Genomic DNA, 23,730 nt, shown 5'->3' on the forward strand with positions numbered 1-23,730 from the left:
CGCGGCACAAGAGATTTCAGTTCCACGCTGCAACTCGTCGCGGGCCGCTACGACGTCCTGTGCGATCCGCAGAACGCCGAGCGCGGACGGGATCTGCTGGCGCGCTTGACCATCTGAGGTCCGCGCGCGATCGGTAGCAGAGGCACCATCACCGGTACGGCGTATGCGCAGTTCGCGATTGCGTAACGGTGTGCGACGCGCGCCGTCGAGGTGTTGCAAACCACATGCTTGTGGCAATACGGTTTGCGCGCGGGAGATTCCCGTCGGTGACATCACGCGGACGGAGGCGGGTGGTGCGCTTCCCCAGCATGCGCGGCGGCCCACGACGGATGGGTGCTGCGGCGATTGCTGCGCTGACGACGGCGTCAACGCTGACGGCGTGTGGTTCCGACAGCGGCGGCATCGTCATCAACTACTACACGCCCGCCAACGAAGCGCAGACCTTCACCGCCGTCGCCGAGCGGTGTAACGAACAGCTCGGCGGCCGCTTCCGAATCCAACAGATCAGCCTGCCCAAGAGCGCCGACGATCAACGGCTCCAACTCGCGCGGCGGCTGACCGGAAACGACAGAAGCCTCGACGTCATGGCCCTCGACGTGGTGTGGACCGCCGAATTCGCCGAAGCCGGTTGGGCGTTGCCGCTCTCTGACGATCCAGCCGGCCAAGCCGAAGCCGATGCGAGGGCCAATACGTTGCCGGGCCCGCTGGAAACGGCCATGTGGCAGGACAAGCTGTACGCCGCGCCGATCACCACCAACACCCAATTGCTTTGGTACCGAGCCGATCTGATGGCGCAGCCACCAACAACATGGGACGACATGGTGGCCGAGGCGACGCGGTTGCACGCCGCGGGTGAGCCGAGCTGGATTGCGGTACAAGGAAAGCAGTACGAAGGCCTGGTCGTGTGGTTCAACACCCTGCTCGAAAGCGCGGGCGGTCAAGTGCTTTCCGACGACGGCAAAACCGTCACGTTGACCGACACACCCGAACACCGGGCCGCCACCGTCAAGGCGCTGCAGATCATCCGCAACGTCGCCACCGCACCAGGCGCGGACCCGTCGGTGACTCAGACCGACGAGACCACCGCACGGCTGGCACTCGAACAGGGCAAGGCGGCGCTCGAGGTGAACTGGCCCTACGTGCTGCCGTCGCTGCTCGAGAACGCGATCAAGGGCGGGGTGTCGTTCCTGCCGCTGGACGAAGACCCCTCGCTGGCCGGCAGCATCAACGACGTCGGCACGTTCTCGCCCAGCGACGAACAGTTCGAGACCGCCTTCGAGGCGAGCAGAAAGGTCCTTGGGTTCGCCCTGTATCCGGGCGTGCGACCGGGCGAGGCGGCAAGGGTCACCATCGGCGGCCTCAACCTCGCCGTGGCGAAGACGACGCAGCACAAGGCCGAGGCGTTCGAAGCCATCCGATGCCTGCGCGACGTGGAAAATCAGCGGTACACCTCCGTCGAAGGCGGGCTGCCCGCGGTGCGCACGTCGCTGTACAGCGATCCGGCGTTCCAGGTGAAATATCCGCAGCACGAGATCATCCGCGAACAGCTCACCAACGCCGCGGTGCGTCCCGCCACACCCCAGTACCAAGCGGTTTCCACCCGCATCTCCACCACGCTGGCTCCGATCACCGACATCGACCCGGAGCGCACCGCCGACGAGCTCACCGAGCAGGTGCAGAAGGCCATCGACGGTAAGGGGCTGATCCCGTGACCGCCCCACCGGCGACCGCGACCGCACCGGTGCCGAGCGCGACCGGCAGCGACGACACTCGCTCGGAACGGAAGCTGGCATTCCTGCTCATCGCGCCGGCCGTCGTGTTGATGCTCGCGGTGACCGGCTACCCGATCGCTTACGCGGTGTGGCTGAGCCTGCAGCGCAACAACATGGCCGCACCCGACGACACCGAGTTCATCGGGTTGGAGAACTACGTCACCATTCTCACCGACCAGTACTGGTGGACAGCCTTTTTCGTCACGCTCGGTATCACCGTCGTCTCGGTGGCCATCGAATTCGTCCTCGGCATGGCGCTGGCACTGGTGATGCACCGAACCATCTTCGGCAAGGGCGTCGTGCGAACGGCCATCCTCATCCCGTATGGCATCGTCACGGTCGCCGCGTCCTACAGCTGGTACTACGCGTGGACACCGGGCACGGGATACCTGGCGAACCTGCTGCCCGAGGGCAGTGCCCCACTGACCGAACAGCTTCCGTCGCTGGCGATCGTGGTGCTCGCCGAGGTGTGGAAGACGACGCCGTTCATGGCGCTGCTGCTGTTGGCCGGATTGGCGCTGGTGCCACAGGATCTGCTCAACGCCGCCCAGGTCGACGGTGCAGGCGCCTGGAAGCGGCTGACCAAGGTGATCCTGCCGCTGATCAAGCCGGCGATCCTGGTGGCGCTGCTGTTCCGCACCCTCGACGCCTTCCGGATCTTCGACAACATCTACATCCTCACCGGCGGGGCCAACAACACGGGCTCGGTGTCGATTTTGGGATACGACAACCTGTTCAAGGCGTTCAATGTGGGCCTCGGCTCGGCGATCAGCGTGCTGATCTTTCTGTGCGTGGCGATCATCGCGTTCATTTACATCAAGATCTTCGGTGCCGCGGCGCCGGGGTCCGCCGAGGAGAATCGCTGATGGCTGAGCGGGTCGGTGCGTCGCGGGTGACGGGTTGGACGATCGTCAACGCGCTGGTTATCGTCTACGCGCTCTTCCCGGTGCTGTGGATCCTGTCGCTGTCGCTCAAGCCAACCTCAAGTGTCAAGGACGGCAAGCTGATTCCCGCCGAGATCACCTTCGACAACTACAAGGCGATATTCCAGGGCAACATCTTCACCTCGGCGCTGATCAACTCGATCGGTATCGGCCTGATCACCACGGCCATCGCGGTGGTGATCGGTGGGATGGCTGCGTACGCGGTGGCGCGCCTCGACTTCCCCGGCAAGAAGCTGCTGATCGGCGTCTCCCTGCTGATCGCGATGTTCCCCCATATCTCGCTCGTCACACCGCTTTTCAACATCGAACGCGCGGTCGGCCTCTTCGACACCTGGCCCGGCCTGATCATCCCGTACATCACCTTCGCGCTGCCGCTGGCGATCTACACGCTATCGGCGTTCTTCCGGGAGATCCCATGGGATCTGGAGAAGGCGGCCAAGATGGACGGTGCGACACCCGCGCAGGCGTTCCGCAAGGTCATCGCCCCGCTCGCCGCGCCGGGCATCGTCACCGCCGCGATCTTGGTGTTCATCTTCGCCTGGAACGACCTACTTCTCGCGCTGTCGCTGACCGCCACCGAACGCGCGATCACCGCGCCGGTGGCGATCGCGAACTTCACCGGCAGTTCGCAGTTCGAGGAGCCGACCGGATCGATCGCGGCGGGCGCGATGGTCATCACCATCCCGATCATCATCTTTGTGCTCATCTTCCAACGACGGATCGTCGCCGGACTGACATCCGGCGCGGTGAAGGGGTAGTTCCATGGCCGAAATTGTGTTGGACCGGGTGACGAAGAGTTACCCCAACGGCGCGACGGCCGTCCACGAATTGTCGATGACGATCGCCGACGGCGAGTTCATCATCCTCGTCGGCCCTTCGGGATGCGGAAAGTCGACCACGCTCAACATGATTGCGGGGCTGGAGGACATCACCTCCGGTGAACTGCGCATCGGTGGCGAGCGCGTCAACGAGAAGGCACCCAAGGACCGTGACATCGCGATGGTCTTCCAGTCCTACGCTTTGTACCCCCACATGAGCGTTCGGCAGAACATCGCGTTTCCTCTCACGCTGGCCAAGCTGAAGAAGGACGAGATCGCCCGCAAGGTCGACGAAGCCGCGAAAATCCTTGACCTGAGCGAGCTTCTGGACCGCAAACCGGGGCAGCTGTCCGGCGGTCAGCGGCAACGCGTCGCGATGGGCCGCGCGATCGTGCGTGATCCCAAGGCCTTCCTGATGGACGAGCCGCTGTCGAACCTCGACGCCAAGCTCCGTGTGCAGATGCGCGCGGAGATCGCCCGCCTGCAGGACCGGCTGGGCACGACCACCGTCTACGTCACCCACGACCAGACCGAGGCGATGACACTGGGCGATCGCGTGGTGGTGCTGCTTGCCGGGGTGGCCCAGCAGATCGGAACGCCCGAGGACCTCTACAACCGCCCGACGAACCTGTTCGTCGCCGGTTTCATCGGTTCGCCTGCGATGAACTTCTTCAGCGCGACGATCACCGACGTCGGCGTCCGGCTGCCCTTCGGCGAGGTCACCCTCACCCAGGAGAATTACGACCTGCTGGCCCGGCGCAACGCGCCGAGAAACGTGATCGTCGGCGTCCGGCCCGAGCATTTCGAGGACGCCGCGGTGCTCGACGGATATGCGCGCATCCGCGCACTGACCTTCGACGTGACGGTTGACATGGTCGAGTCGCTGGGCGCCGACAAGTATCTCCACTTCAAAACCGAAGGCGCCGGGGCGCATTCGGCGCAGCTCGCCGAGCTGGCCGCCGAGTCAGGCGTCGGCGAGAACGAGTTCGTGGCACGGGTTTCGGTCGATTCGACCGCCAGACAAGGCGACACGATCCAGTTGGCGTTCGACACGTCGAAGCTGGTGGTCTTCGACCCCGAGACAGGCAACAACCTCAGCCTGCCCGAGGCCGATGCGCCTGCCGATTCACCCGCGGGTTCAGCCGCGCCGCCGGCCGAGTGATCGACGTCCCCGCGAAGGTCCGCACCCACCTGCGTGAGCATTTCGCCGGGCAGGGCATCGATTCCGAGCCCGCCGAGGCCAGCGTCACGTTCCTTGGCACCGAGACCATCGGCGTGCTGCGCTTCGGGCCGGGCCCCGACGGAGTCATCCACTATGTGTCGCTGGGCTGTTCGCGTCATCCGATGTTCGACCCGACCGAGATGGTCACCGACGTCGTGCACGGTCCTCGCGCGGAGGTGATTGTCGCCCTTCGCGGACCCTCGCCGCGGGGACTGCACCGGTCGATCGCGATCGTGGCCGCCGCGCCCGCGGTGGAAGGGCTCGTCCTGGCGCCCGATGCATTGATCGACCTCGAGACACCGCTGTGGGAGAACACACCGTTCACCGCGTTCCTGTTGAGCGACAGCGAAATCGACGACGTTCCGTTGGCCGACCCGCTTGAGCCGGTGAAGGTGTTGGCCGCCACGCCGATCACCGCGACCGAAGCCGCGTGGGTGCGCCTCAAGGGCGCCGACGCGATGCGCGAGGCGTGGCAGCAGGACGGCGTCGACGTGCTCGACCCGGCACGTCGGGCGGCCAAGCCGAGCTGAGTTGAAGCCAGCGCAAGCAGTCGCGAAATTGCGTTCCAGCAGAAGAAGGTCGAGTACGGGCCTGCTGGAACGCCATTTCGCGCAAAATCAGAGCCAGTTGTTACTACGGAACGTGCGATACAGCAGCGTGCATACCGTTGCCATCAACAACAGAACCGCGGGGTAGCCCCACGACCAGTCCAGTTCAGGCATGTGGTCGAAGTTCATGCCGTAAACACCCGCGATGGCCGTCGGTACCGCGGCGATGGCCACCCACGCCGAGATCTTGCGCATGTCGGTGTTCTGTTGCATCGCAACCTTGCCGAGTGCGGCCTGCACCAACGACGTCAGCATCTCGTCGAAGCTGGCGATGCGGTCCGAGGCCTTGGTGTTGTGGTCGAACACGTCGCCCATATAACGACGCACCTCGACTGAGACGAGGTCGTCGTGATCGGACAGCAGTCGTTGCAACGCCAGCGTGAGCGGGCTGACCGACCGGCGTAGCTCGACGACCTCCCGCTTGAGCAAATAGATGTATTCGACGTTGGTCTGGCGATTCGGCGAGAAGATCTCTTCCTGCATCGCGTCGACGTCGGCTTCGACGAGTTCGGTGACCTCGAGATAGCCGTCGACGACATGGTCGGCGATCGCATGCATGACGGCGTAGGGCCCCAATTCGGCCAGACCGGGGGAGGCGTCGAGGCGGTGACGTACGCTCGCCAGTCCGCTGTGGTCTCCGTGGCGCACGGTCACCACGAAATTCGCGCCGGCGAAAATCATGATCTCGCCGGTCTCCACGATGTCGCGCGCGTTGGCTACCGATTCGTGCTCCACGTAGTTGACGGTCTTGAGCACCAGGAACAGGGTGTCGTCGTAGCGCTCCAGTTTGGGCCGCTGATGAGCATGAACGGCGTCCTCAACCGCCAGCTCGTGCAGGCCGAACACCTCGGCCACCGACTGCATCTGGGCCTCGTCGGGTTCGTGCAACCCGATCCAGACGAACGCCTTCTTGCCGTCGCGCTCCACTTCGCGCACCTCGTCCAGTGCCGCCGCGGTGGAATATGTGCCCGCCAGCCGGGTGCCCTGACAATAGATGCCGCAGTCGACGGTGACGTTGGTCACCGGTGCGTGGCCGTCGGCGCCGATAGCTGGCGTGGACGCTTGACGGGTCGGGCGAAATGAGGGCACTGGGTCGCTCCCCCCGGGCGGACGGGGCCCAGGTATTGGGCCGTGGTAGATGCTACGCGGCTGGGCGCGTCGGCTGCCTGCTAGTTTCGTTCCCGACGCAATCCGCCCGCGGTGCGGGCAACGTACATCTGTCCAAGGAGCATCTGACGTGAGCACAACTCCCCTCAAGGTCGCAGTCACCGGTGCCGCCGGCCAGATCGGCTACAGCTTGCTGTTCCGCCTCGCGAGCGGGTCACTGCTTGGCCCCGACCGGCCGATCGAACTGCGGCTCCTCGAGATCGAGCCGGCCCTCAAGGCGCTCGAGGGTGTGGTGATGGAGCTCGACGACTGCGCGTTCCCGCTTCTTGCCGGCGTTCAGATCGGCGCCGACGCGAACAAGATCTTCGACGGTGCGAACCTGGCGCTGCTCGTCGGCGCCCGCCCCCGCGGCCCGGGCATGGAGCGCAGTGACCTGCTCGAGGCCAACGGCGCGATCTTCACCGCCCAGGGCAAGGCGCTCAACGAGGTCGCCGCCGACGACGTGCGCATCGGGGTGACCGGCAACCCCGCCAACACCAACGCGCTCATCGCGATGTCCAACGCCCCCGACATCCCGCGTGAGCGGTTCTCGGCGCTGACCCGCCTCGACCACAACCGGGCGATCAGCCAGCTGGCCCGCAAGACCGGCGCCAAGGTCACCGATATCAAGAAGATGACGATCTGGGGCAACCACTCGGCCACCCAGTACCCCGACGTCTTCCACGCCGAGGTCGGCGGCCGCAACGCCGCCGAGGTGGTCAACGACCAGAACTGGATCGAGAACGACTTCATTCCGACCGTCGCCAAGCGCGGTGCGGCGATCATCGACGCCCGCGGTGCCTCCTCGGCGGCGTCGGCCGCCTCGGCGACCGTCGACGCGGCCCGGGACTGGCTGCTGGGCACGCCCGCCGACGACTGGGTGTCGATGGCGGTGTACTCCGACGGTTCCTACGGAGTGCCGGAGGGCCTGATCTCGTCGTTCCCGGTAACGACGAAGGACGGCGACTGGTCGATCGTGCAGGGCCTGGACATCGACGATTTCTCCCGCAGCCGCATCGACAAGACGACGGCCGAGCTCGCCGACGAGCGCAAAGCGGTCACCGATCTCGGCCTGATTTGAGGCAGCGGGCGATTAGGTTACCTACCAGTTCGTCGTTAACCTGGGCGCCGTGTCGCAAGCGGTGAGAGACCTTCCATTGACCGGATCCAACATCGTCCTCAGCGATGAGGAGATCTTCGCGGCCCACGTAGGCGGCAAGCTCTCGGTAGCGCTGAACGCGGCCCTCGACACCGAACGGGCGTTGTCCGTCGCCTACACGCCGGGCGTGGCCCAGGTCAGCCGTGCCATCGCCGCCGACCACACGCTGGCCGCCCGCTACACGTGGGCGAGCCGAATGGTGGCGGTGGTCAGCGACGGCAGCGCGGTGCTGGGGCTCGGTGACATCGGCCCGGCGGCGTCGCTGCCGGTGATGGAGGGCAAGAGCGCGTTGTTCAAGGCGTTCGCCGACCTGGACTCGATCCCGATCGTGCTCGACACCAAGGACACCGACGAGATCGTCGAGACCCTGGTCCGGCTGCGTCCGACGTTCGGGGCCGTCAACCTCGAAGACATCTCGGCCCCGCGATGTTTCGAGATCGAGCGGCGCCTGGTCGAGGCGCTGGACTGCCCGGTCATGCATGACGATCAGCACGGCACCGCGATCGTCGTGCTGGCCGCCCTGCTGGGTGCGGCCAAGGTCGTCGATCGCGAGATCGCCTCGCTTCGGGTCGTGGTCTCCGGCTGCGGCGCGGCAGGCATCGCGTGCGCGAAGATCCTGATGGCGGCGGGCGTCAGCGACATCACGCTGCTCGATTCGCAGGGCATCGTGCACAAGGGTCGCCAGAACCTCAACTCCTACAAGGCCGACCTGGCCGAGTCGACCAACCCGCGCGGGCTGACCGGCGGGCTCGCCGAAGCGCTCGAGGGCGCTGACGTGTTCCTGGGGCTGTCCGCCGGCGTGGTGCCCGTCGACCTGGTCGCCTCGATGGCGCCGAACTCGATCGTGTTCGCGCTGTCGAATCCGGATCCGGAAATCCACCCCGACGACGCGAGCCGGTACGCGGCCGTCGTCGCCACCGGGCGCAGCGACTTTCCGAACCAGATCAACAACGTGCTCGCCTTCCCGGGCGTGTTCCGCGGTGCGCTCGACGCCGGTGCGCGCCGTATCACCGAGCGGATGAAGGTGGCCGCCGCCGAAGCGATCTTCTCGGTCGTCGGGACCGACCTCGAACCCGATCGCATTGTGCCGAGCGTGCTCGACCCCCGGGTCGCCCCCGCGGTCGCACAGGCGGTCGCCAGTGCGTCCCGCGACGCGTCGGGAGGCTAGACGCAGGTGGGCCGGCGGCTGGCGCTGGCGCTCGTCGCGGTGATCGTGGCGAGCACCGCAGCGTGCGGCGAGGACACCGAGCGGCCGTCGATAGCCGTCGGCGCCACACCCGATCCGGAGTCGACGTTGAGCGCCCACCTCTATGCCGCCGCGCTGCGCTCGTACGGCAACCCCGCTCACGTCAAGATCGAGGACGACCCGCTGACCGGGCTGGACACCGGGGCCGTCCGCGTCGTGCCCGGGCTCACCGGACGGTTGCTGGACCGGTTCAATCCCGAGTCGGCGGCACGGGCGCCGACGCAGGTGTACCGCGAGATGGTCTCCGCGCTGCCCGAAGGCGTCGCGGCGGGGGACTACACCACGTCGGCGGAGGACAAGCCCGCCCTAGCGGTCACCGAGGCGACCGCCGGAAAGTGGGACGGGCGCGACGTCACCGCCGCGGTGCGCAACTGCGACGGGCTGACCATCGCCGCGGTCGCCGACGCACCCCGTCCGGAGACGATCGGCACGTGCGAACCCAACGTGACTGAATTCCCCGACAGCGACGCGGCTTTCGATGCTGTTCGCTCCGGCCGGTTCCCCGCCGCGTGGACGACGACCGCGGCTCCCGGCATCCCGCCCGAACTGGTGATGCTGTCGGACCGTACGTCGCTGATCCGCGCGGAGAACCTGGTGCCGCTGTCTCGCCGCAACGGGCTCAACGAGTCACAGGTGCTCGCGCTCAACGAGGTCGCAGGCGTGCTGGACACCGCGGCGTTGGCCGAGATGCGCGCCGAGGTCGCCGACGGCGCGGATCCAGGCCACGTGGCCGACGCGTTCCTGGCCGAACACCCCCTCGGCGACTCGTAGACGTTCGAGAGCGCCGCAGCCTCAGTGGCTGTTGGGCACGAGACGCTTCATCACCGACAGGAACAGGCGCTGATAGCCCGAACCGGTGAGCCGCACGATCGCGTCGAGTATCTTCGCGTCGGCCCCGACCAACACCCGCGCCCGGTCCTTGCGGACACCGTCGAGGATGATTTTCGCGGCCTCCTCGGGCGTGGTCCGTGTCAGCCTGGTGTCGAACGTTTTGGTCAGGCCCTCGCGGTCGACGCCCTCAGCGGCCGTCGAGTTGCGCATGATCGCGGTCTTGATCCCGCCCGGGTGGATGGTGGTGACCTTGACCGGATGGCCCGCGGCCTGCATCTCCTGGCGCAGCGCCTCGGTGAACCCGCGGACCGCGAACTTCGCCGAGTTGTATGCCGCCTGACCCGGAACCGAGAAGATGCCGAACAGGCTCGACACGTTGACGACGTGCCCGTCGCCCGACGCGATCAGATGCGGCAGGAACGCTTTCGTGCCGTTGACGACGCCCCAGAAGTCGACGTCCATCACCCGTTCGATGTCCTTGTACGGCGTCACCTCGACATCGCCGACATACGCGATGCCTGCGTTGTTGTAGATCTGGTTGACCTTGCCGAAGTGCTCGACGACCGCGTCGGCGTACAGCTCGAAGGCCTCACGCTCGGTGACGTCGAGGCGGTCGGTCCTCACCGGTGCGCCGATCGCCTTGAGCCGCTCCTCGGTCGCCGCCAGACCTTCGGCGTCGACGTCGCTGATCGCCACACTCGCACCCGACTTGCCCAGCTCGATCGCCAGCGCCTGTCCGATACCCGACCCGGCACCGGTCACCACGGCGACTTTTCCGGCGAAGCCCTGCATAACCACTCCCTCGTGTTGCTGCCGTCAAGAGGCTAGCCGGTACCGCGGGTCCGCCCACTAACGGGTTGATCGCCCTGACGTGAGGTGCGGGCAATCAACCGGTTAAGGCCCGCCGAATGCGAAGGCGAAGGCTCAGGCGAACGCCTCGTCGATGATCTCCTGCTGCTCGACGGCGTGCACCTTCGACGAGCCCGACGACGGCGCCGACATGGCCCGCCGCGAGACGCGCGTGATGCCGGTCAGCTTCTCCGGAAGCACCTCCGGCAACGTCAGCCCGAACGTCGGCCACGGACCCTGGTTCGCCGGTTCCTCCTGCACCCACAGGTACTGCTCGACGTTGGGGTAGCGGTCCAGCGTCTCGGCCAGCCGGCGCCGCGGCAGGGGGGCGAGCTGCTCGACGCGCACGATCGCCACGTCGTCGCGCTCATCCTTCTTCTTGCGCGCGGCCAGCTCGTAGTAGAGCTTGCCGCTGCACAACAGCATCCGCTTGGCCTTGTTGCGATCCCCGTCGCCGTCGGTGTAGGTCGGCTCCTCGAGGACCGAGCGGAACTTCTGCTCGGTGAAGTCGCGGATGTCGCTGACGGCGGCCTTGTTGCGCAGCATCGACTTCGGCGTGAACACGATGAGCGGCCGGTGGATGCCGTCCAGGGCGTGACGCCGCAGCAGGTGGAAATAGTTGGCCGGCGTGGACGGCATCGCGATCGTCATCGACCCTTCGGCCCACAACAGCAGGAACCGCTCGATGCGGCCCGACGTGTGGTCGGGGCCTTGGCCTTCGTGACCGTGCGGCAGCAGCAGCACGACGTCCGAACGCTGGCCCCACTTGGCCTCGCCGGAGCTGATGAACTCGTCGATGATCGACTGCGCACCGTTGATGAAGTCACCGAACTGCGCCTCCCACAACACCATTGCGTCGGGGTTGCCGACCGAGTAGCCGTACTCGAAGCCGACGGCCGCGAACTCCGACAACGGGGAGTCGTACACCATGAACCTGCCGCCGGTCGGGTTGCCGTCCTTGTCGACGGTCAACAGATCCAGCGGGGTGAACTCCTGACCCGTCTTGCGGTCGATGATCACCGAATGGCGCTGGGTGAACGTGCCTCGGCGGGTGTCCTGCCCCGACAGCCGCACGGTCTTGCCCTCGGCGATCAGCGAGCCGAGCGCGAGCAGCTCGGCGAACGCCCAGTCCACCTTGCCCTCGTAGGCCATTTCGCGGCGCTTCTCCAGCACGGGCTTGACGCGCGGGTGCACGTTGAAGCCCTCGGGCACCGACAGATGGGCATCACCGATCCGCGCCAGCAGCGACTTGTCGACCGCGGTGTTCGTACCGGCGGGCACCATCTGATCGGCTTCCACCGAGGCGCTGGGTTCGATCTCGTGTTTCTCGAGTTCGCGCACCTCGTTGAAGACGCGTTCCAGCTGGCCCTGGTAGTCGCGCAGCGCGTCCTCGGCCTCTTTCATCGAGATGTCGCCGCGGCCGATCAGCGCTTCGGTATAGCTCTTGCGCACACCGCGCTTGACGTCGATAGCGTCGTACATCCGCGGCTGCGTCATCGACGGGTCGTCGCCCTCGTTGTGCCCGCGGCGGCGGTAGCACAGCATGTCGATGACGACGTCCTTGTGGAACTTCTGCCGGAAGTCGACCGCGAGCCGGGCCACCCACGCGGCCGCTTCGGGGTCGTCGCCGTTGACGTGGAAGATCGGCGCACCGACCATCTTGGCCACGTCGGTGCAGTACTCCGAGGACTTGGCGTCGGACGGCGATGTGGTGAAACCGATCTGATTGTTGACGATGATGTGGATCGTCCCGCCGACGCGATATCCCCGCAGCAGCGCCAGGTTCAGCGTCTCGGCCACCACACCCTGACCGGCGAACGCGGCGTCGCCGTGCAGCATCAGCGGCACGACGCTGAACGCCCCGGCGCCCTCACCGTCGCCGTCGCCCCCGTCGATCACGTCCTGCTTGGCGCGCACCAGGCCCTCGAGGACCGGGTCGACGGCCTCGAGGTGCGACGGGTTGGCCACCAGCGACACGTCGATGTCGTTGTCGCCGAACATCTGGATGAACCTGCCCGACGCGCCTAGGTGGTACTTCACGTCACCGGAGCCGTGCGCCTGCGACGGGTTCAGATTCCCTTCGAACTCGGAGAAGATCTGCGAGTACGGCTTGCCGACGATGTTGGCCAGCACGTTGAGCCTGCCGCGGTGCGGCATGGCGACGACGACCTCGTCGAGCGCGTACTCGGCGCACTGGTCGATCACCGCATCCATGGTCGGGATGACCGTCTCCGCGCCCTCCAGCGAGAAACGTTTCTGGCCAACGTACTTCGTCTGCAGGAATGTCTCGAACGCCTCGGCCGCGTTGAGCTTGCTCAGGATGTACTTCTGCTCGGCGACGGTCGGCTTCTCGTGCTTCTTCTCGATGCGCTCTTGCAGCCACTGCTGCTGCTCGGGTTCGAGGATGTGCGTGTACTCGACGCCGATGTGGCGACAGTAGGAGTCGCGAAGCAGCCCCAACACGTCGCGCAGCTTCTTCTCGTCGGCGCCGGCGAACCCGTTGACCTTGAACTCGCGGTCGAGGTCCCACAGCGTCAGCCCGTGGGTGAGGATGTCCAGGTCGGGGTGGCTGCGGAAGCGGTTCTTGTCCAGCCGCAGCGGATCGATGTCGGCCATCAGGTGGCCGCGGTTGCGGTAGTCCGAGATCAGCTCGATGACTCGGGCGTTCTTGTCCTCGACCGAGTCCGGGTTGTCGGTCCGCCAGCGCACCGGCTCGTACGGGATGTGCAGCTCGCGGAAGATCTCGTCGAAGAAGTCGTCGTCGAGCAGCAGTTCGTGAATGGTGCGCAGGAAGTCACCGGATTCGGCGCCCTGGATGATGCGATGGTCGTAGGTCGACGTCAGCGTGACCAGCTTCCCGATACCCAGTTGGGCGATGCGTTCCTCGCTGGCGCCCTGGAACTCGGCGGGGTACTCCATCGCGCCGACGCCGAGGATCGTGCCCTGGCCGCGCATCAGCCGCGGCACCGAGTGCACGGTGCCGATGGTGCCCGGGTTGGTCAGTGAGATCGTCACGCCGGAGAAGTCGTCCATGGTCAGCTTGCCGTCGCGGGCCCGCCGCACGATGTCCTCGTAGGCGGCCACGAACTGGCCGAAGCCCATCGTGTCGGCCTTCTTGATCGCGGCCACCACCAGTTGCCGGTCGCCGTCCTTGCGTTGCAGGTCGATGGCCAGGCCCAGGTTGGTATGTGGCGGGGTGACCACGTTGGGCTTGCCGTCGATCTCTTCGAAGTACCGGTTCATGCCAGGGAACTTCTTGACCGCCTGCACGAGCGCATACCCGATGAGGTGGGTGAACGAGATCTTTCCGCCGCGGGTCCGCTTGAGGTGGTTGTTGATGACGATGCGGTTGTCGATCATCAACTTGGCTGGGACCGCGCGAACACTGGTCGCGGTCGGCACCTCCAGCGACGCCGCCATGTTCTTCACGACGGCCGCGGCCGCGCCGCGCAGCACCTGAGTCTCGTCGTCGCCGCCCGAATCTTCGGCCTCGGCGTCCCTGTCCTTGGTCTTGGCCTTGGCCTCAGCGCCCTTGTTCTTGGGCTCCGATTTCTTGGCCGACTCCTTCGCGGGCTCCTTGTCCTTGGCGGGCGCCTTGGCCGGTGCCGACGACTTTGATGCCTTGCTCTTGGAGGCGCCGGCGTCGGATTCCTTCGCCTTGGTCTCGTTGGCTGAGGTCTCCTTGGCGGGGGTCTCCTTGGCGGGCGGGGCGGCGCCGTTGCCGCCGGACTGCTTGGGCGCGGGCGCGGGGGCAGGCTCCGGCGGGCTCACCGGTCCTGCGCTGCGCTGACCGTTGCCGCTGCGAGCCTGACTCTCCGAGGAGGTCGGCTCAGGGGAGTAGTCGACAAGGAATTCGTGCCAACTGGGATCTACCGACGAGGGATCCTCGCGGAACTTGCGATACATCTCCTCGACCAACCACTCGTTCTGTCCGAATGGTGAAGGTGAGCTCACGGTAGCTACTCGCCTCAATTCTTCGCTTCGCGCGAGCGCATCTGAAACGCTCGCCAGGTTCTGTACGGATTACCCGCATTCCGCCGACTAAAGGCTAGCGCCGAAGCATCGGCCAGACCACGACAACGACCTTCCCGGCCATGTGCCGCTAGTCCTTGGACGCGGGCAGCATGTGCACCACCGTCGGCCATCGCGGTGGCGGGGTGCCGAACGCGCCGTGCGCATTGTCGATGATTCGTTTGCCCATCAGGCGGTTGCCCACACCGCCGACGACCGCGCCGACGCCGACGGGCAGCGTCTTGCCGAACGCGAGTGCGCCTCGCTTGAGGGTGTAGCGCTTGACGAAATATCTCAGCAGGCGCGAGTTCAGCTGCGACAGCGCAGGCAGCGGAAGGGTGGCCGCCCCGTCGGCGACCCAGGCGCCTCTGGTGCGGCCGCGGCCGACCAGGTCGGCGATTGCACGCTTGCTGTCCTCGCCGACCAAGACCGCCAGCACGAGCGCGCGACGCCGCTCCTGGTGCTCGGCCGGAATTCCGTGCACCTCGGCTACGGCGAGCACGTACAACGCCGTCGCCTCCAGGAAGACGACCGTCTCGCCGGCCACCGACGCCATCGCGGTCAACGTCCCGATGCCGGGGAACGCGGCAGCCGACCCGACGGCGGCGCCGCTGGCCATCACCGCGCTCAGATAGCGCTTCTCGAGTTTCTTGATGACCTCGGCCGGCGTCGCGTGCGGGTCCTGTTCGCGCAACCGGTCGACGTACGCCTTGACCGCGGGAGCCTGCACGCGCGAGCCGCGCTCGATGATGCGGGACAGCGCTTTGGCGGCGACGCTCGGATCTTCGGCGGAGCCCGCCTTGTCTCCCGGGCTGCCCGCCGGTAACTGGCTCTTGGCCTTCGACCGGGCACTCATGGGGCCTCCTGTCCGAACGACTCGTTTCAGGCTATCGCTTCGGCTAACGAACGACGGCGTCGGTGAGTGCCCCGGCCGTGATCGCGCTCACCTTATGCCGGGCAGGGAAGAAAATAATGAGAAGCGGCGCTCTTCATTCCCATGGCACCATCATCGGCTGTGGATCTGACGACTGCCCCGACTCCGATTCAGGAGGGCACGTCTGTCAGCCGCATCCGGATGATCGTCGTATTGGGCGTCATGGTGGCGCTGGGGCCGCTGACCATCGACATGTACCTGCCCGCGCTGCCGAGAATCGCCGAGGAACTCGGGGTGTCTTCCTCGATCGCGCAGCTGACGCTCACCGGGACGCTCGCCGGGCTGGCGCTCGGCCAGCTGGTCGTCGGTCCGCTCTCCGATTCGCTGGGCCGCCGCCGCCCGTTGATGGCCGGGATCGTGCTGCACATGATGGCCTCGCTGATGTGCATGTTTGCGCCCAACATCGAGGTGCTCGGGTTGGCTCGGGCGCTGCAGGGAATGGGCGCCGCAGCGGCCTCGGTGGTCGCGGTCGCCGTCGTCGGCGATCTGTTCACGGGCTCGGTCGCGGCCACGGTGATGTCACGACTGATGCTGGTGCTCGGCGTGGCGCCCGTCCTGGCTCCGTCGTTGGGCGCGGCGGTCCTGCTGAAGGCCTCCTGGCACTGGGTGTTCGCCGCTCTGGTGCTGTTGGCGGGATTGTTACTGGTCGTGGCGGCGACGGCCCTGCCAGAGACGCTGCCGGTCGCGCATCGTCGCCCGCTGAAGGTGCGCGGTATCGCAATGACGTACCTGGAGTTGCTGCGCGATACCCGGTTCGTAGTGTTGGTGCTGGTCGCGGCGCTGGGCATGTCGGGGCTGTTCGCCTACATCGCGGCGGCGCCGTTCGTCCTGCAGGGTCGCTACGGCCTGGATCAGCAGGGGTTCGCGCTGGTCTTTGCCGCCGGCGCGATCGCGCTGATCGGCGCCACGCAGTTCAACGTCGTCTTACTGCGCCGGTTCCGGCCGCAGACCATCGTGCTGTGGGCCCTGACCGTGGCCTCGCTGGCCGGTGCGGTCTTCGTCGGGATCACGGTTGCCGACGTCGGCGGGGTGGCCGGATTCGTCGTCCCGGTGTGGGTGCTCCTGGCCGCCGTGGGCTTCGTCATCCCGAACGCGCCGGCGCTGGCGTTGACCCGGCATCCGGACGCCGCGGGCACCGCGGCCGCTCTGCTCGGCGCGGGACAGTTCGGTCTGGGTGCTGCGATCGCCCCGCTCGTCGGTGCCCTCGGCAACGACGAGTTCGCTCTGGCCGCGGTGATGACGGTGGGTATGGTGATCGCGTTGCTCGCGCTCATGGCCGTCGGTGTGTCGGCGGCCGGACGCGCGGACGACTCCGAACGCGATGTCACCGCCGACGTCGTGCCCGAGCCGGCCTGACGCTTCGCAGCGCGTGGTCCCGCCTTGTCGGGATCGACCACGCTCCGTAGCGTCGGCGGCATCGCCGAGTGCTAGTCGACCCAGAATGTTGTCAACGCTTTTCACCAGGCAGAACACGTCAACGAACCCGTGGCATGCGCTGTGGGCGATGATGGTCGGCTTCTTCATGATCCTGGTGGACGCGACGATCGTCGCGGTCGCCAACCCGTCGATCATGGCCACGTTCGGCGCCAGCTACGACGCCGTCCTGTGGGTCACGAGCGCCTATCTGCTCGCATACGCGGTGCCGTTGCTGGTGGCGGGCCGCCTCGGTGACCGGTTCGGCCCCAAGAACCTGTACCTTCTCGGCCTCACGGTGTTCACCGTCGCCTCGCTGTGGTGCGGACTGTCCGACACGATCGGGATGTTGATCGCCGCGCGGGTCGTGCAGGGCTTCGGCGCGGCGCTCCTGACGCCGCAGACCCTGTCGACGGTCACCCGCATCTTCCCCGCCGAACGGCGCGGCATGGCGATGAGCGTGTGGGGGGCGACGGCCGGGGTCGCGACGCTGGTCGGTCCGTTGGCCGGCGGGATCCTGGTGGACGCCCTCGGGTGGCAGTGGATCTTCTTCGTCAACGTGCCGATCGGGGTGGTGGGCGTGGCGTTGGCGCTGCGGCTGGTGCCCGAGCTGCCGAGACAGAGGCAGCGACTCGACGTTGCAGGGGTGATCCTCTCGGCGGTCGGGTTGTTCCTCATCGTGTTCGCCCTGCAGGAGGGGCAGGCGAACAGGTGGACCCACTGGGTCTGGGGCCTGATGGCGTTGGGCACCGGGGTGGTCGCCGCGTTCCTGTTCTGGCAGGCAGCCAACCGCAACGATCCGCTGCTGCCGCTCGAGATCTTCCGCGACCGCGACTTCTGGCTGTCGACATTCGGCGTCGCGACGATCGGGTTCGTCGTGACCGGGATGATCGTGCCGGTCATGTTCTACGCGCAGGCGGTGTGCGGGTTGTCGCCGACGCAGTCGGCGCTTCTGACCGCGCCGATGGCGATCGCCACAGGTGTGCTCGCGCCCGTCGTCGGACGGATCGTCGACCGGTGGCACCCACGCCCGGTGGTCGGATTCGGGTTCTCGGTGCTGGCGATCGCGTTGACCTGGCTCTCCCTGGAAATGGCGCCCGCCACTGCGATCTGGCGGCTGGTGTTGCCGCTCACCGCGACGGGGATCGGGATGGCGTTCATCTGGTCTCCGCTGGCCGCGACGGCTACCCGCAACCTGCCGACCCGGTTGGCCGGTGCGGGTTCGGGTGTCTACAACACCACCCGCCAGGTCGGGGCCGTGCTGGGCAGCGCCAGCATGGCGGCGTTCATGACGTGGCAGGTCAACTCCGAGATGCCGCCGTGGGCCGATCCGGCTCAGGGTGATGCGGGTGCGACGCAGTTGCCGTCGTTCCTGCACACGCCGTTCGCGGCCGCCATGTCGCAGTCGCTGTTGTTGCCCGCGTTCGTCGCGCTGTTCGGTGTGCTCGCCGCGGTGTTCCTAGTCGGCTATGCGCGCCGCCCACCAGAGGGACCCGCCGCCGTCGAACCAGTCGACGAGCCCGACGACGACGAGGCGTTCGTCGACGACGATGACGACTACGTCGAGTACACCATCGACTGGGACGACGGCTCTGCGTCATGGGTTCCCGCCGAGCGGGAACCGGCGACCGAGCCAATGCCCGCGCGCGATGAGCGCCCGCCCGAGCAGTCCGACGACTCGTGGCGCGCGATTCTCGACCAACTGCTCGCCGACATTCCGCCAGCGCCGCCCGCCAAACCCGCAGCCGATCCGATCGGGCTCTCGCACAACGGCTTACACGTCGAGAACGAGCGGCGGCTCACATCGCTGGAATCGGCCCGGCCGGACGGCGAGGCCTATCGCCACCGCGGGGAGTCCCGTTCCAGCGGCAGGCATGCGCGCGACGACCGCGACTAGTCGAACAGCACCGCGGGGTTGAGGTAGCCGGACGGGTCGAAGGCCGCCTTCACCGTCCGCATGGCCGCGATATCGGCGTCGGCGCGCGACATTGCGAGGTACGGGCGCTTGCGGGTGCCGACGCCGTGCTCGCTGCTGACGTTGCCGCCGAGGTGGGCGATGAGATCCATCATCGCCGAGTACAGGGCTTGTTCGGCTTGGCTGTCGAGCGTGCACCGCACGAGGTTCAGGTGCAGGCTGCCCTCGCCGACATGACCGAACAGCACCGGAATCGCTTCGGGCGCATGGCGGCCGACGAGTCGAACCGCATCGGCGGCGAACTGCGCGATGGCCGAAAGCGGAAGCGAGACGTCGAACTTCAGCGGCGGGCCGTACACGCCGAGCACTTCGGCGATGGCCTCGCGCACCTGCCAGAGTCGTTGCTGTGCGGCTGTGTCGACGCCGACGGCGGGTTCCCCGCACAGGTCTGCGCCCTCGATCGCGTCGGCGAGTCGATCGGTCTGGTCGGTGTCGCCCGCCAGTTCGATCAGAAGCTGCCAGGCGCCGTCGACGGGCGCGGGCACCCCGGCGTGCTCGGCGGTCAACGCGCTGGCGCGCGCGTCGATCAATTCCAGTGCGGCGATGCCGTCCAGGTCGCGGAAGATCCGTCCGGCGGTGACGAGCGCGTCGAGGTCGGCGAACCCGCAGATCGCGGTCACCCGGTGTGGCGGTGTGGGGTGCAGTCGCAGATCGAGCGCGGTGATGACGCCCAAAGTGCCTTCCGCGCCGACGAACAGCGACGCCAGGTCGTAGCCGGTGTTGTCCATCCGCACCCGGCTGTGCCGGTGCACGACCGAACCGTTGGGCAGAGCCACATCCAAGCCGATCACCTGCTCGCCCATGTTGCCGTAGCGGACGGTGCGCAACCCGCCGGCGTTCGTCGACGCCATCCCCCCGACGGTGGCGGTGTCGCGCGCGGCCAGGTCGACGCCGAACACCAGCCCTGCCTCGCCGGCCGTCCGCTGCACCTCGGCCAGAGTCACTCCGGCGCCCACCGAGATTCGGCGTTCGGTGATGTCGACGTCACCGATGTCACGCAGTCGCTCGGTCGACAGCAGCACGTCGTCGTGTTCGGGAACGGTGCCCGCCACCAGCGATGTCCGTCCGCCCTGCACGGTGACGTAGGCACCAGCGTCGCGGCAGGCCCGCAGTACGGCGGCGACCTCGTCGGACGACCCCGGCCGCACCAGGGCGCTGGCCCGGCCGCGGTACCGCCCGGTGTGGTCGACGACGCGTGCGGCGAGCACGTCGGGATCGCTGCTGACGTAGGCCTTCCCGACGATCTCGGCCAGCCGCTCGGTCAGGCTCATCACGTCGGTGTGTCGCTCGCGCCCAGCGACAGGAACGCTCCCAACTCGATCAAGCGGTCCGGTGTGCTCGGCAGATACTCGGTGAGCACCTCCGAACGGACGATCACGCTGAGGTACTTCGCGCGACTGACCGCGACGTTGAGTCGATTCCTGTTGAGCAGAAACGATATCCCCCGCGGCACGTCGTCGATGGAGGACGCCGTCATCGATACGAACACCACCGGCGCCTGCCTGCCCTGGAACTTGTCCACGGTGCCGACCGCAACGTCGGACAGCCCGGCCGCCTCGAAGTAGTCGCGCAACAGCAGCACCTGCGCGTTGTAGGGGGCGACGACCAGGACGTCCTTCTGTGTCAACGCGCGGGTGCCGTGCTCGTCGGTCCAGTCGCTGCCGAGCAGGGTCAGCGTCGCCGCGACGATCGCTTCGGCCTCCTCGGGGCTGCTCGTGGAGTTGCCGTCGTGGGGGATGGACACCACGCGCACACCGGGATCCTGGCCGTCGAGGTGCCGCGCTGCGGGGGGTCCGTCCGCGGACTGCAACCTGCCTTCGTAGGCCAGCCGGGACACCGGGGCGCACACCGCGGGATGCATCCGGTGGGAGCGGTCGAGGAAGTAGCCGAATTGTTCGGGCAGCGTGCGGTTTTCCTGCACCAGCCAGCCCAGCGCCGACGCGTCGACCGGCTCGGGATGGTGGCCCTGGCTGACCTGGGGCAGCTGCTGCGGGTCGCCGAGCAGCATCAGGTTGTCGGCCGCCCTGGCCACGGCGATGGTGTTGGCCAGGCAGTACTGGCCCGCCTCCTCGATCACCAGCAGGTTCAGGCTGCGGGCCTCGACGCGCGTATCGTTCGCGAAATCCCATGCGGTGCCGCCGATGACGCACCCGGCGTGATCGGCGATGAACGCCGCGTACTCGTCCTTGTCGATCGCCTGACAGCCGACGTCATCGGGGCAGTCCTTCTTGGCGATGCGTTCTGAGTCCACCCCGGCCTTGATGAGGTCACGAAAGAGGTTCTCCACCACCGCATGTGACTGCGCCACGACGCCGACGCGCCACTGGTGGTCGTTGACCAGCCTGGCGATGATCCTGGCCGCCGTGTAGGTCTTGCCGGTCCCGGGCGGGCCGTGCACCGCGAGATACGACGACTCCAGGTCGAGCGCCGCGGCGGTGATGTCGGCGGTGACATCACCGGTGTGAGGTAGCGGCGCGCCGCTGCGCGTGCGCGGCGGCCTGCGCAGCAGGATGTCGACCACCGCGGTGCGCGGCAGGTCCGGTAATGCGGCGGCGACGTCGGCGGCCGCGGTGTCGATCGCCTCACGTAACTTCTTTGTCGGCACGATGTTTCGCGGCGTGAGCGCGAACGGCGTCTGCGTGAATGTCCCCGCTGGGGTTTCGCGTTCGCAGATCACCACCCGGGTGGGTGGGTCGTCGACCTCGATGACGTCGGCGTTACCGGCTGCACGCCGGTCCGCGTTGTCCGCCATCCCGGCGGGCGACGGCGGTTCGTACAGCGCGAACACCTCGGCGCTGATGCCACCGCCCTCCAGCGCTCCGGTCAGCTCCAGCCAGCGCTGCTGTTTACGGGCGCGCGTCGACGGCAGATGCCAGTCTTTGACGACCACCACGCCGTCGGCGTCGACCAGGAACACGTCGCTGGTGTCGCCCCACTCGTCGACGGGACTGTTCAACCGGTCGAAATGCGCCCACCAGAACGGTTTGTCCTCGCGGCGGTGGTATCCGCGCGCGGCGGCCATCAATGCCACGGCCGTCTGCTCCGGACTGCGCTGGGCCACACCGTCTCCGGCGAAGTCCATCAGCGTGCGGGCCAGTTGATCGGTGTCCTCGACGGCGACGCTGTGGGTGACGGGCTGTGGTCCGAGCGGCGGAACGCTCGACTCGATCGCGATCTTGATCAGCCAGTCGCGCAGCCGGTGCGTGGATCGGCAGTCGTAGCGGTTGTAATCCTCGATCTTCTTGAGCATGTTGTCGGCTTCGTCGCGACGGCCTTCGGCGCGCAGCTCACAGAAGCGGGCGTACATCGTGATCGACTCCGTCGCGGTGGTGACGTCGCCGGTGCGTAGCTCGGAGCCCATGTACAGCGGCTCAAGGGACTTCAGGCTGTAGTTCTCCGTGCCAACACGAATGCTCTTGCGCACCAACGGATACAGGTCGACAAGCACGCCGCTGCGCAGCAGGTCGTCGACCTCGTCCTCGCCGACGCCGTAGCGGCCGGCCAGCCGGAGAAGCGCCGTCTTCTCGTACGCCGCGTAGTGGTAGATGTGCATCTTCGGATACCGCTTGCGGCGCTGGCGCACCAGCTTGAGGAAGTCGACAAGCGCCTTGCGCTCACTCGGACGGTCGTGCGCCCACAGCGGCCGGAAACCGCCGCCCACCTCGAGCACGCCCCACATGTACTCCAGGCCCCACTCGTGACCGTTGGAAGTCCACAGGGGGTCGCCTTCGAAGTCGAAGAACAGGTCACCCTTGTCGGGATCGGGCAGCAGGGTCAGCGGTTGGGCGTCGACGATCTGGTACGGCGGCTTGCCTTCCACCCGCGGTGCCAGCTGCAGCCTGGCCTGCTCCCGCAGCGCGGTGAGGGTGCGGGCAGGAAGCTCGGCCACCGGGCCTTCGTGTCGGGCGAGTTCGGCGACCGTGGTGATGCCCGCGTCGAGCAGGCGGGCCCGCTGGCTCACTCGCATGTTGGCCACCAGCAGCAGATCGTCGCCGGCGCGAACCTGGGCCTCGCATTCCGGACAGCGGAAACACGCGCGCACGGTGTCGTCGGCCCAGTCGACGGGCGCGCCCGACGCGAAGTGGTCGTCAAGCAGGCGCTGCAGGGCTTCGCGCCGCGGGCGATAGACTGGGAGCAGTTCGTCGATGCGGTAGCTCGCGGCGGCGCCGTCACCCAGGATCAGCTCGACCTCGTCGGCCACCGGCACACCCGCGGCGGTGAGCGTTTCGGCGTAGGCCGCCAACTGCAGCAGCGCCTCGACCTTCACCGAGCGGGCGAGCTTGGTGTCGCGCAACCGATATCGCTCGCCGTCTTCGTCGCGCTCCAAGATCAGAAAGTCGGCGAAACCGACGAACCGGCCGTCGAACATGGCGGCCTGGTAGATCACCTCGGCGCGACGCTCGACCGCGCGACGCGTCTGCTCGGCGGCGGCGGTCAACCCCTCGACCGTGTACGGGGGCCTGCCGATGATCGCGACGTCGGCGCGGCCGCGCAGCAGATCGAGGTGCCGCTGTTCATGCTCGTCGCCGAGCTGAGCCGTCCTGGCCAACAGCTCGTCCTCGCTCGCGACGGCAGGACCTCGTCCGAGCTTGGCGTCGAACGCGCGCAGCAGCGCGTACTCGCAGCGGGCTGCCGCTGCGAGATCGGATGCGCTGTATACGACGCGGGTTTCGGCGCCCTCGGAGGCCACGAACACGCTGCCACTGTATGTGACCCGGACGACACATTCCGGCTCCCTCGGTCCCCGCGAACGTGGGTTACCCGCACACCTATTGCGGCTCGGGCGTGACACGAGGCCACAC

Annotated in this window: 16 protein-coding genes and 1 pseudogene; 11 read left to right on the plus strand and 6 right to left on the minus strand. The window is 67.3% G+C overall.

The genetic code is table 11. From position 1 onward, the window contains the following. The 6 genes and pseudogenes from A5790_RS25455 to A5790_RS12890 form a co-directional block, all read left to right on the plus strand. Positions 1 to 117 (plus strand): annotated as a pseudogene (locus A5790_RS25455) (magnesium transporter); the annotation flags it as partial. Positions 118 to 308: 191 nt separating this feature from the next. Further along, entirely contained in the window at positions 309 to 1,712 is a 1,404-nt protein-coding gene (locus tag A5790_RS12870) for an ABC transporter substrate-binding protein (protein ID WP_064396337.1), read from the plus strand. After that, entirely contained in the window at positions 1,709 to 2,638 is a 930-nt protein-coding gene (locus tag A5790_RS12875; RefSeq protein WP_165593293.1) for a carbohydrate ABC transporter permease, read from the plus strand. The genes A5790_RS12870 and A5790_RS12875 overlap by 4 nt, the downstream gene beginning before the upstream one ends. After that, positions 2,638 to 3,474, plus strand: a complete 837-nt coding sequence (locus A5790_RS12880) for a carbohydrate ABC transporter permease (RefSeq protein WP_064396253.1) — start codon at positions 2,638 to 2,640, stop codon at positions 3,472 to 3,474. The genes A5790_RS12875 and A5790_RS12880 overlap by 1 nt, the downstream gene beginning before the upstream one ends. Positions 3,475 to 3,478: 4 nt before the next feature. Then, positions 3,479 to 4,696 carry an ABC transporter ATP-binding protein gene (locus A5790_RS12885; protein WP_064396255.1) on the plus strand — a complete coding sequence of 406 codons (1,218 nt, stop codon included), beginning with the start codon at positions 3,479 to 3,481 and terminating at the stop codon, positions 4,694 to 4,696. Next, on the plus strand, positions 4,693 to 5,286 hold the full coding sequence (locus A5790_RS12890) for a suppressor of fused domain protein (protein WP_066844529.1): 594 nt from the start codon (positions 4,693 to 4,695) through the stop codon (positions 5,284 to 5,286). Before A5790_RS12885 ends, A5790_RS12890 begins: the two co-directional genes overlap by 4 nt. 87 nt (positions 5,287 to 5,373) lie before the next feature. On the opposite strand, the gene corA is transcribed toward A5790_RS12890, so the two are convergent. Then, positions 5,374 to 6,453 carry a magnesium/cobalt transporter CorA gene (corA, locus tag A5790_RS12895; RefSeq protein WP_064396259.1) on the minus strand — a complete coding sequence of 360 codons (1,080 nt, stop codon included), beginning with the start codon at positions 6,451 to 6,453 and terminating at the stop codon, positions 5,374 to 5,376. A 148-nt stretch (positions 6,454 to 6,601) separates the two neighbouring features. Here corA and A5790_RS12900 point away from each other — a divergent pair, with 148 nt between their 5' ends. The 3 genes from A5790_RS12900 to A5790_RS12910 are packed head-to-tail and all read left to right on the plus strand — an operon-like array spanning position 6,602 to position 9,686. Then, a complete protein-coding gene (locus A5790_RS12900; protein WP_064396260.1) occupies positions 6,602 to 7,591 on the plus strand; it encodes a malate dehydrogenase in 990 nt (329 codons plus the stop codon). 49 nt (positions 7,592 to 7,640) lie between these two features. Beyond that, the gene (locus A5790_RS12905; RefSeq protein ID WP_197696780.1) at positions 7,641 to 8,837 is read left to right on the plus strand and encodes an NADP-dependent malic enzyme; all 1,197 of its coding nucleotides are present in this window, start codon (positions 7,641 to 7,643) and stop codon (positions 8,835 to 8,837) included. A gap of 6 nt (positions 8,838 to 8,843) precedes the next feature. After that, a complete protein-coding gene (locus A5790_RS12910; protein WP_064396262.1) occupies positions 8,844 to 9,686 on the plus strand; it encodes a glycine betaine ABC transporter substrate-binding protein in 843 nt (280 codons plus the stop codon). A 21-nt stretch (positions 9,687 to 9,707) separates the two neighbouring features. On the opposite strand, the gene A5790_RS12915 is transcribed toward A5790_RS12910, so the two are convergent. The 3 genes from A5790_RS12915 to A5790_RS12925 form a co-directional block, all read right to left on the minus strand. Then, the gene (locus A5790_RS12915) at positions 9,708 to 10,538 is read right to left on the minus strand and encodes an SDR family oxidoreductase (RefSeq protein ID WP_064396264.1); all 831 of its coding nucleotides are present in this window, start codon (positions 10,536 to 10,538) and stop codon (positions 9,708 to 9,710) included. A 132-nt stretch (positions 10,539 to 10,670) separates the two neighbouring features. Further along, positions 10,671 to 14,501, minus strand: a complete 3,831-nt coding sequence (locus tag A5790_RS12920) for a multifunctional oxoglutarate decarboxylase/oxoglutarate dehydrogenase thiamine pyrophosphate-binding subunit/dihydrolipoyllysine-residue succinyltransferase subunit (RefSeq protein WP_231987780.1) — start codon at positions 14,499 to 14,501, stop codon at positions 10,671 to 10,673. A 196-nt stretch (positions 14,502 to 14,697) separates the two neighbouring features. Then, a complete protein-coding gene (locus tag A5790_RS12925; protein WP_066844534.1) occupies positions 14,698 to 15,462 on the minus strand; it encodes a hypothetical protein in 765 nt (254 codons plus the stop codon). 141 nt (positions 15,463 to 15,603) lie between these two features. Between A5790_RS12925 and A5790_RS12930 the strand changes: the two genes are divergently transcribed. Together A5790_RS12930 and A5790_RS12935 are read left to right on the plus strand one after the other, a co-directional pair. Next, complete coding sequence (locus A5790_RS12930; RefSeq protein ID WP_066844535.1) at positions 15,604 to 16,896, plus strand: multidrug effflux MFS transporter; 1,293 nt, start codon at positions 15,604 to 15,606, stop codon at positions 16,894 to 16,896. Between the two features lie 85 nt (positions 16,897 to 16,981). Continuing rightward, the gene (locus A5790_RS12935; protein ID WP_064396271.1) at positions 16,982 to 18,850 is read left to right on the plus strand and encodes an MFS transporter; all 1,869 of its coding nucleotides are present in this window, start codon (positions 16,982 to 16,984) and stop codon (positions 18,848 to 18,850) included. Here A5790_RS12935 and A5790_RS12940 read toward each other — a convergent pair. Beyond that, entirely contained in the window at positions 18,847 to 20,199 is a 1,353-nt protein-coding gene (locus A5790_RS12940; protein ID WP_066844546.1) for an FAD-binding oxidoreductase, read from the minus strand. The genes A5790_RS12935 and A5790_RS12940 overlap by 4 nt on opposite strands. Further along, on the minus strand, positions 20,199 to 23,624 hold the full coding sequence (locus A5790_RS12945) for a TM0106 family RecB-like putative nuclease (RefSeq protein WP_066844549.1): 3,426 nt from the start codon (positions 23,622 to 23,624) through the stop codon (positions 20,199 to 20,201). The genes A5790_RS12940 and A5790_RS12945 overlap by 1 nt, the downstream gene beginning before the upstream one ends. Positions 23,625 to 23,730 lie beyond the last annotated feature (106 nt).

It is taken from the genome of Mycobacterium sp. 852002-51152_SCH6134967 (assembly GCF_001667105.1).
In the GTDB taxonomy this organism is placed as follows: domain Bacteria; phylum Actinomycetota; class Actinomycetes; order Mycobacteriales; family Mycobacteriaceae; genus Mycobacterium; species Mycobacterium neumannii_A.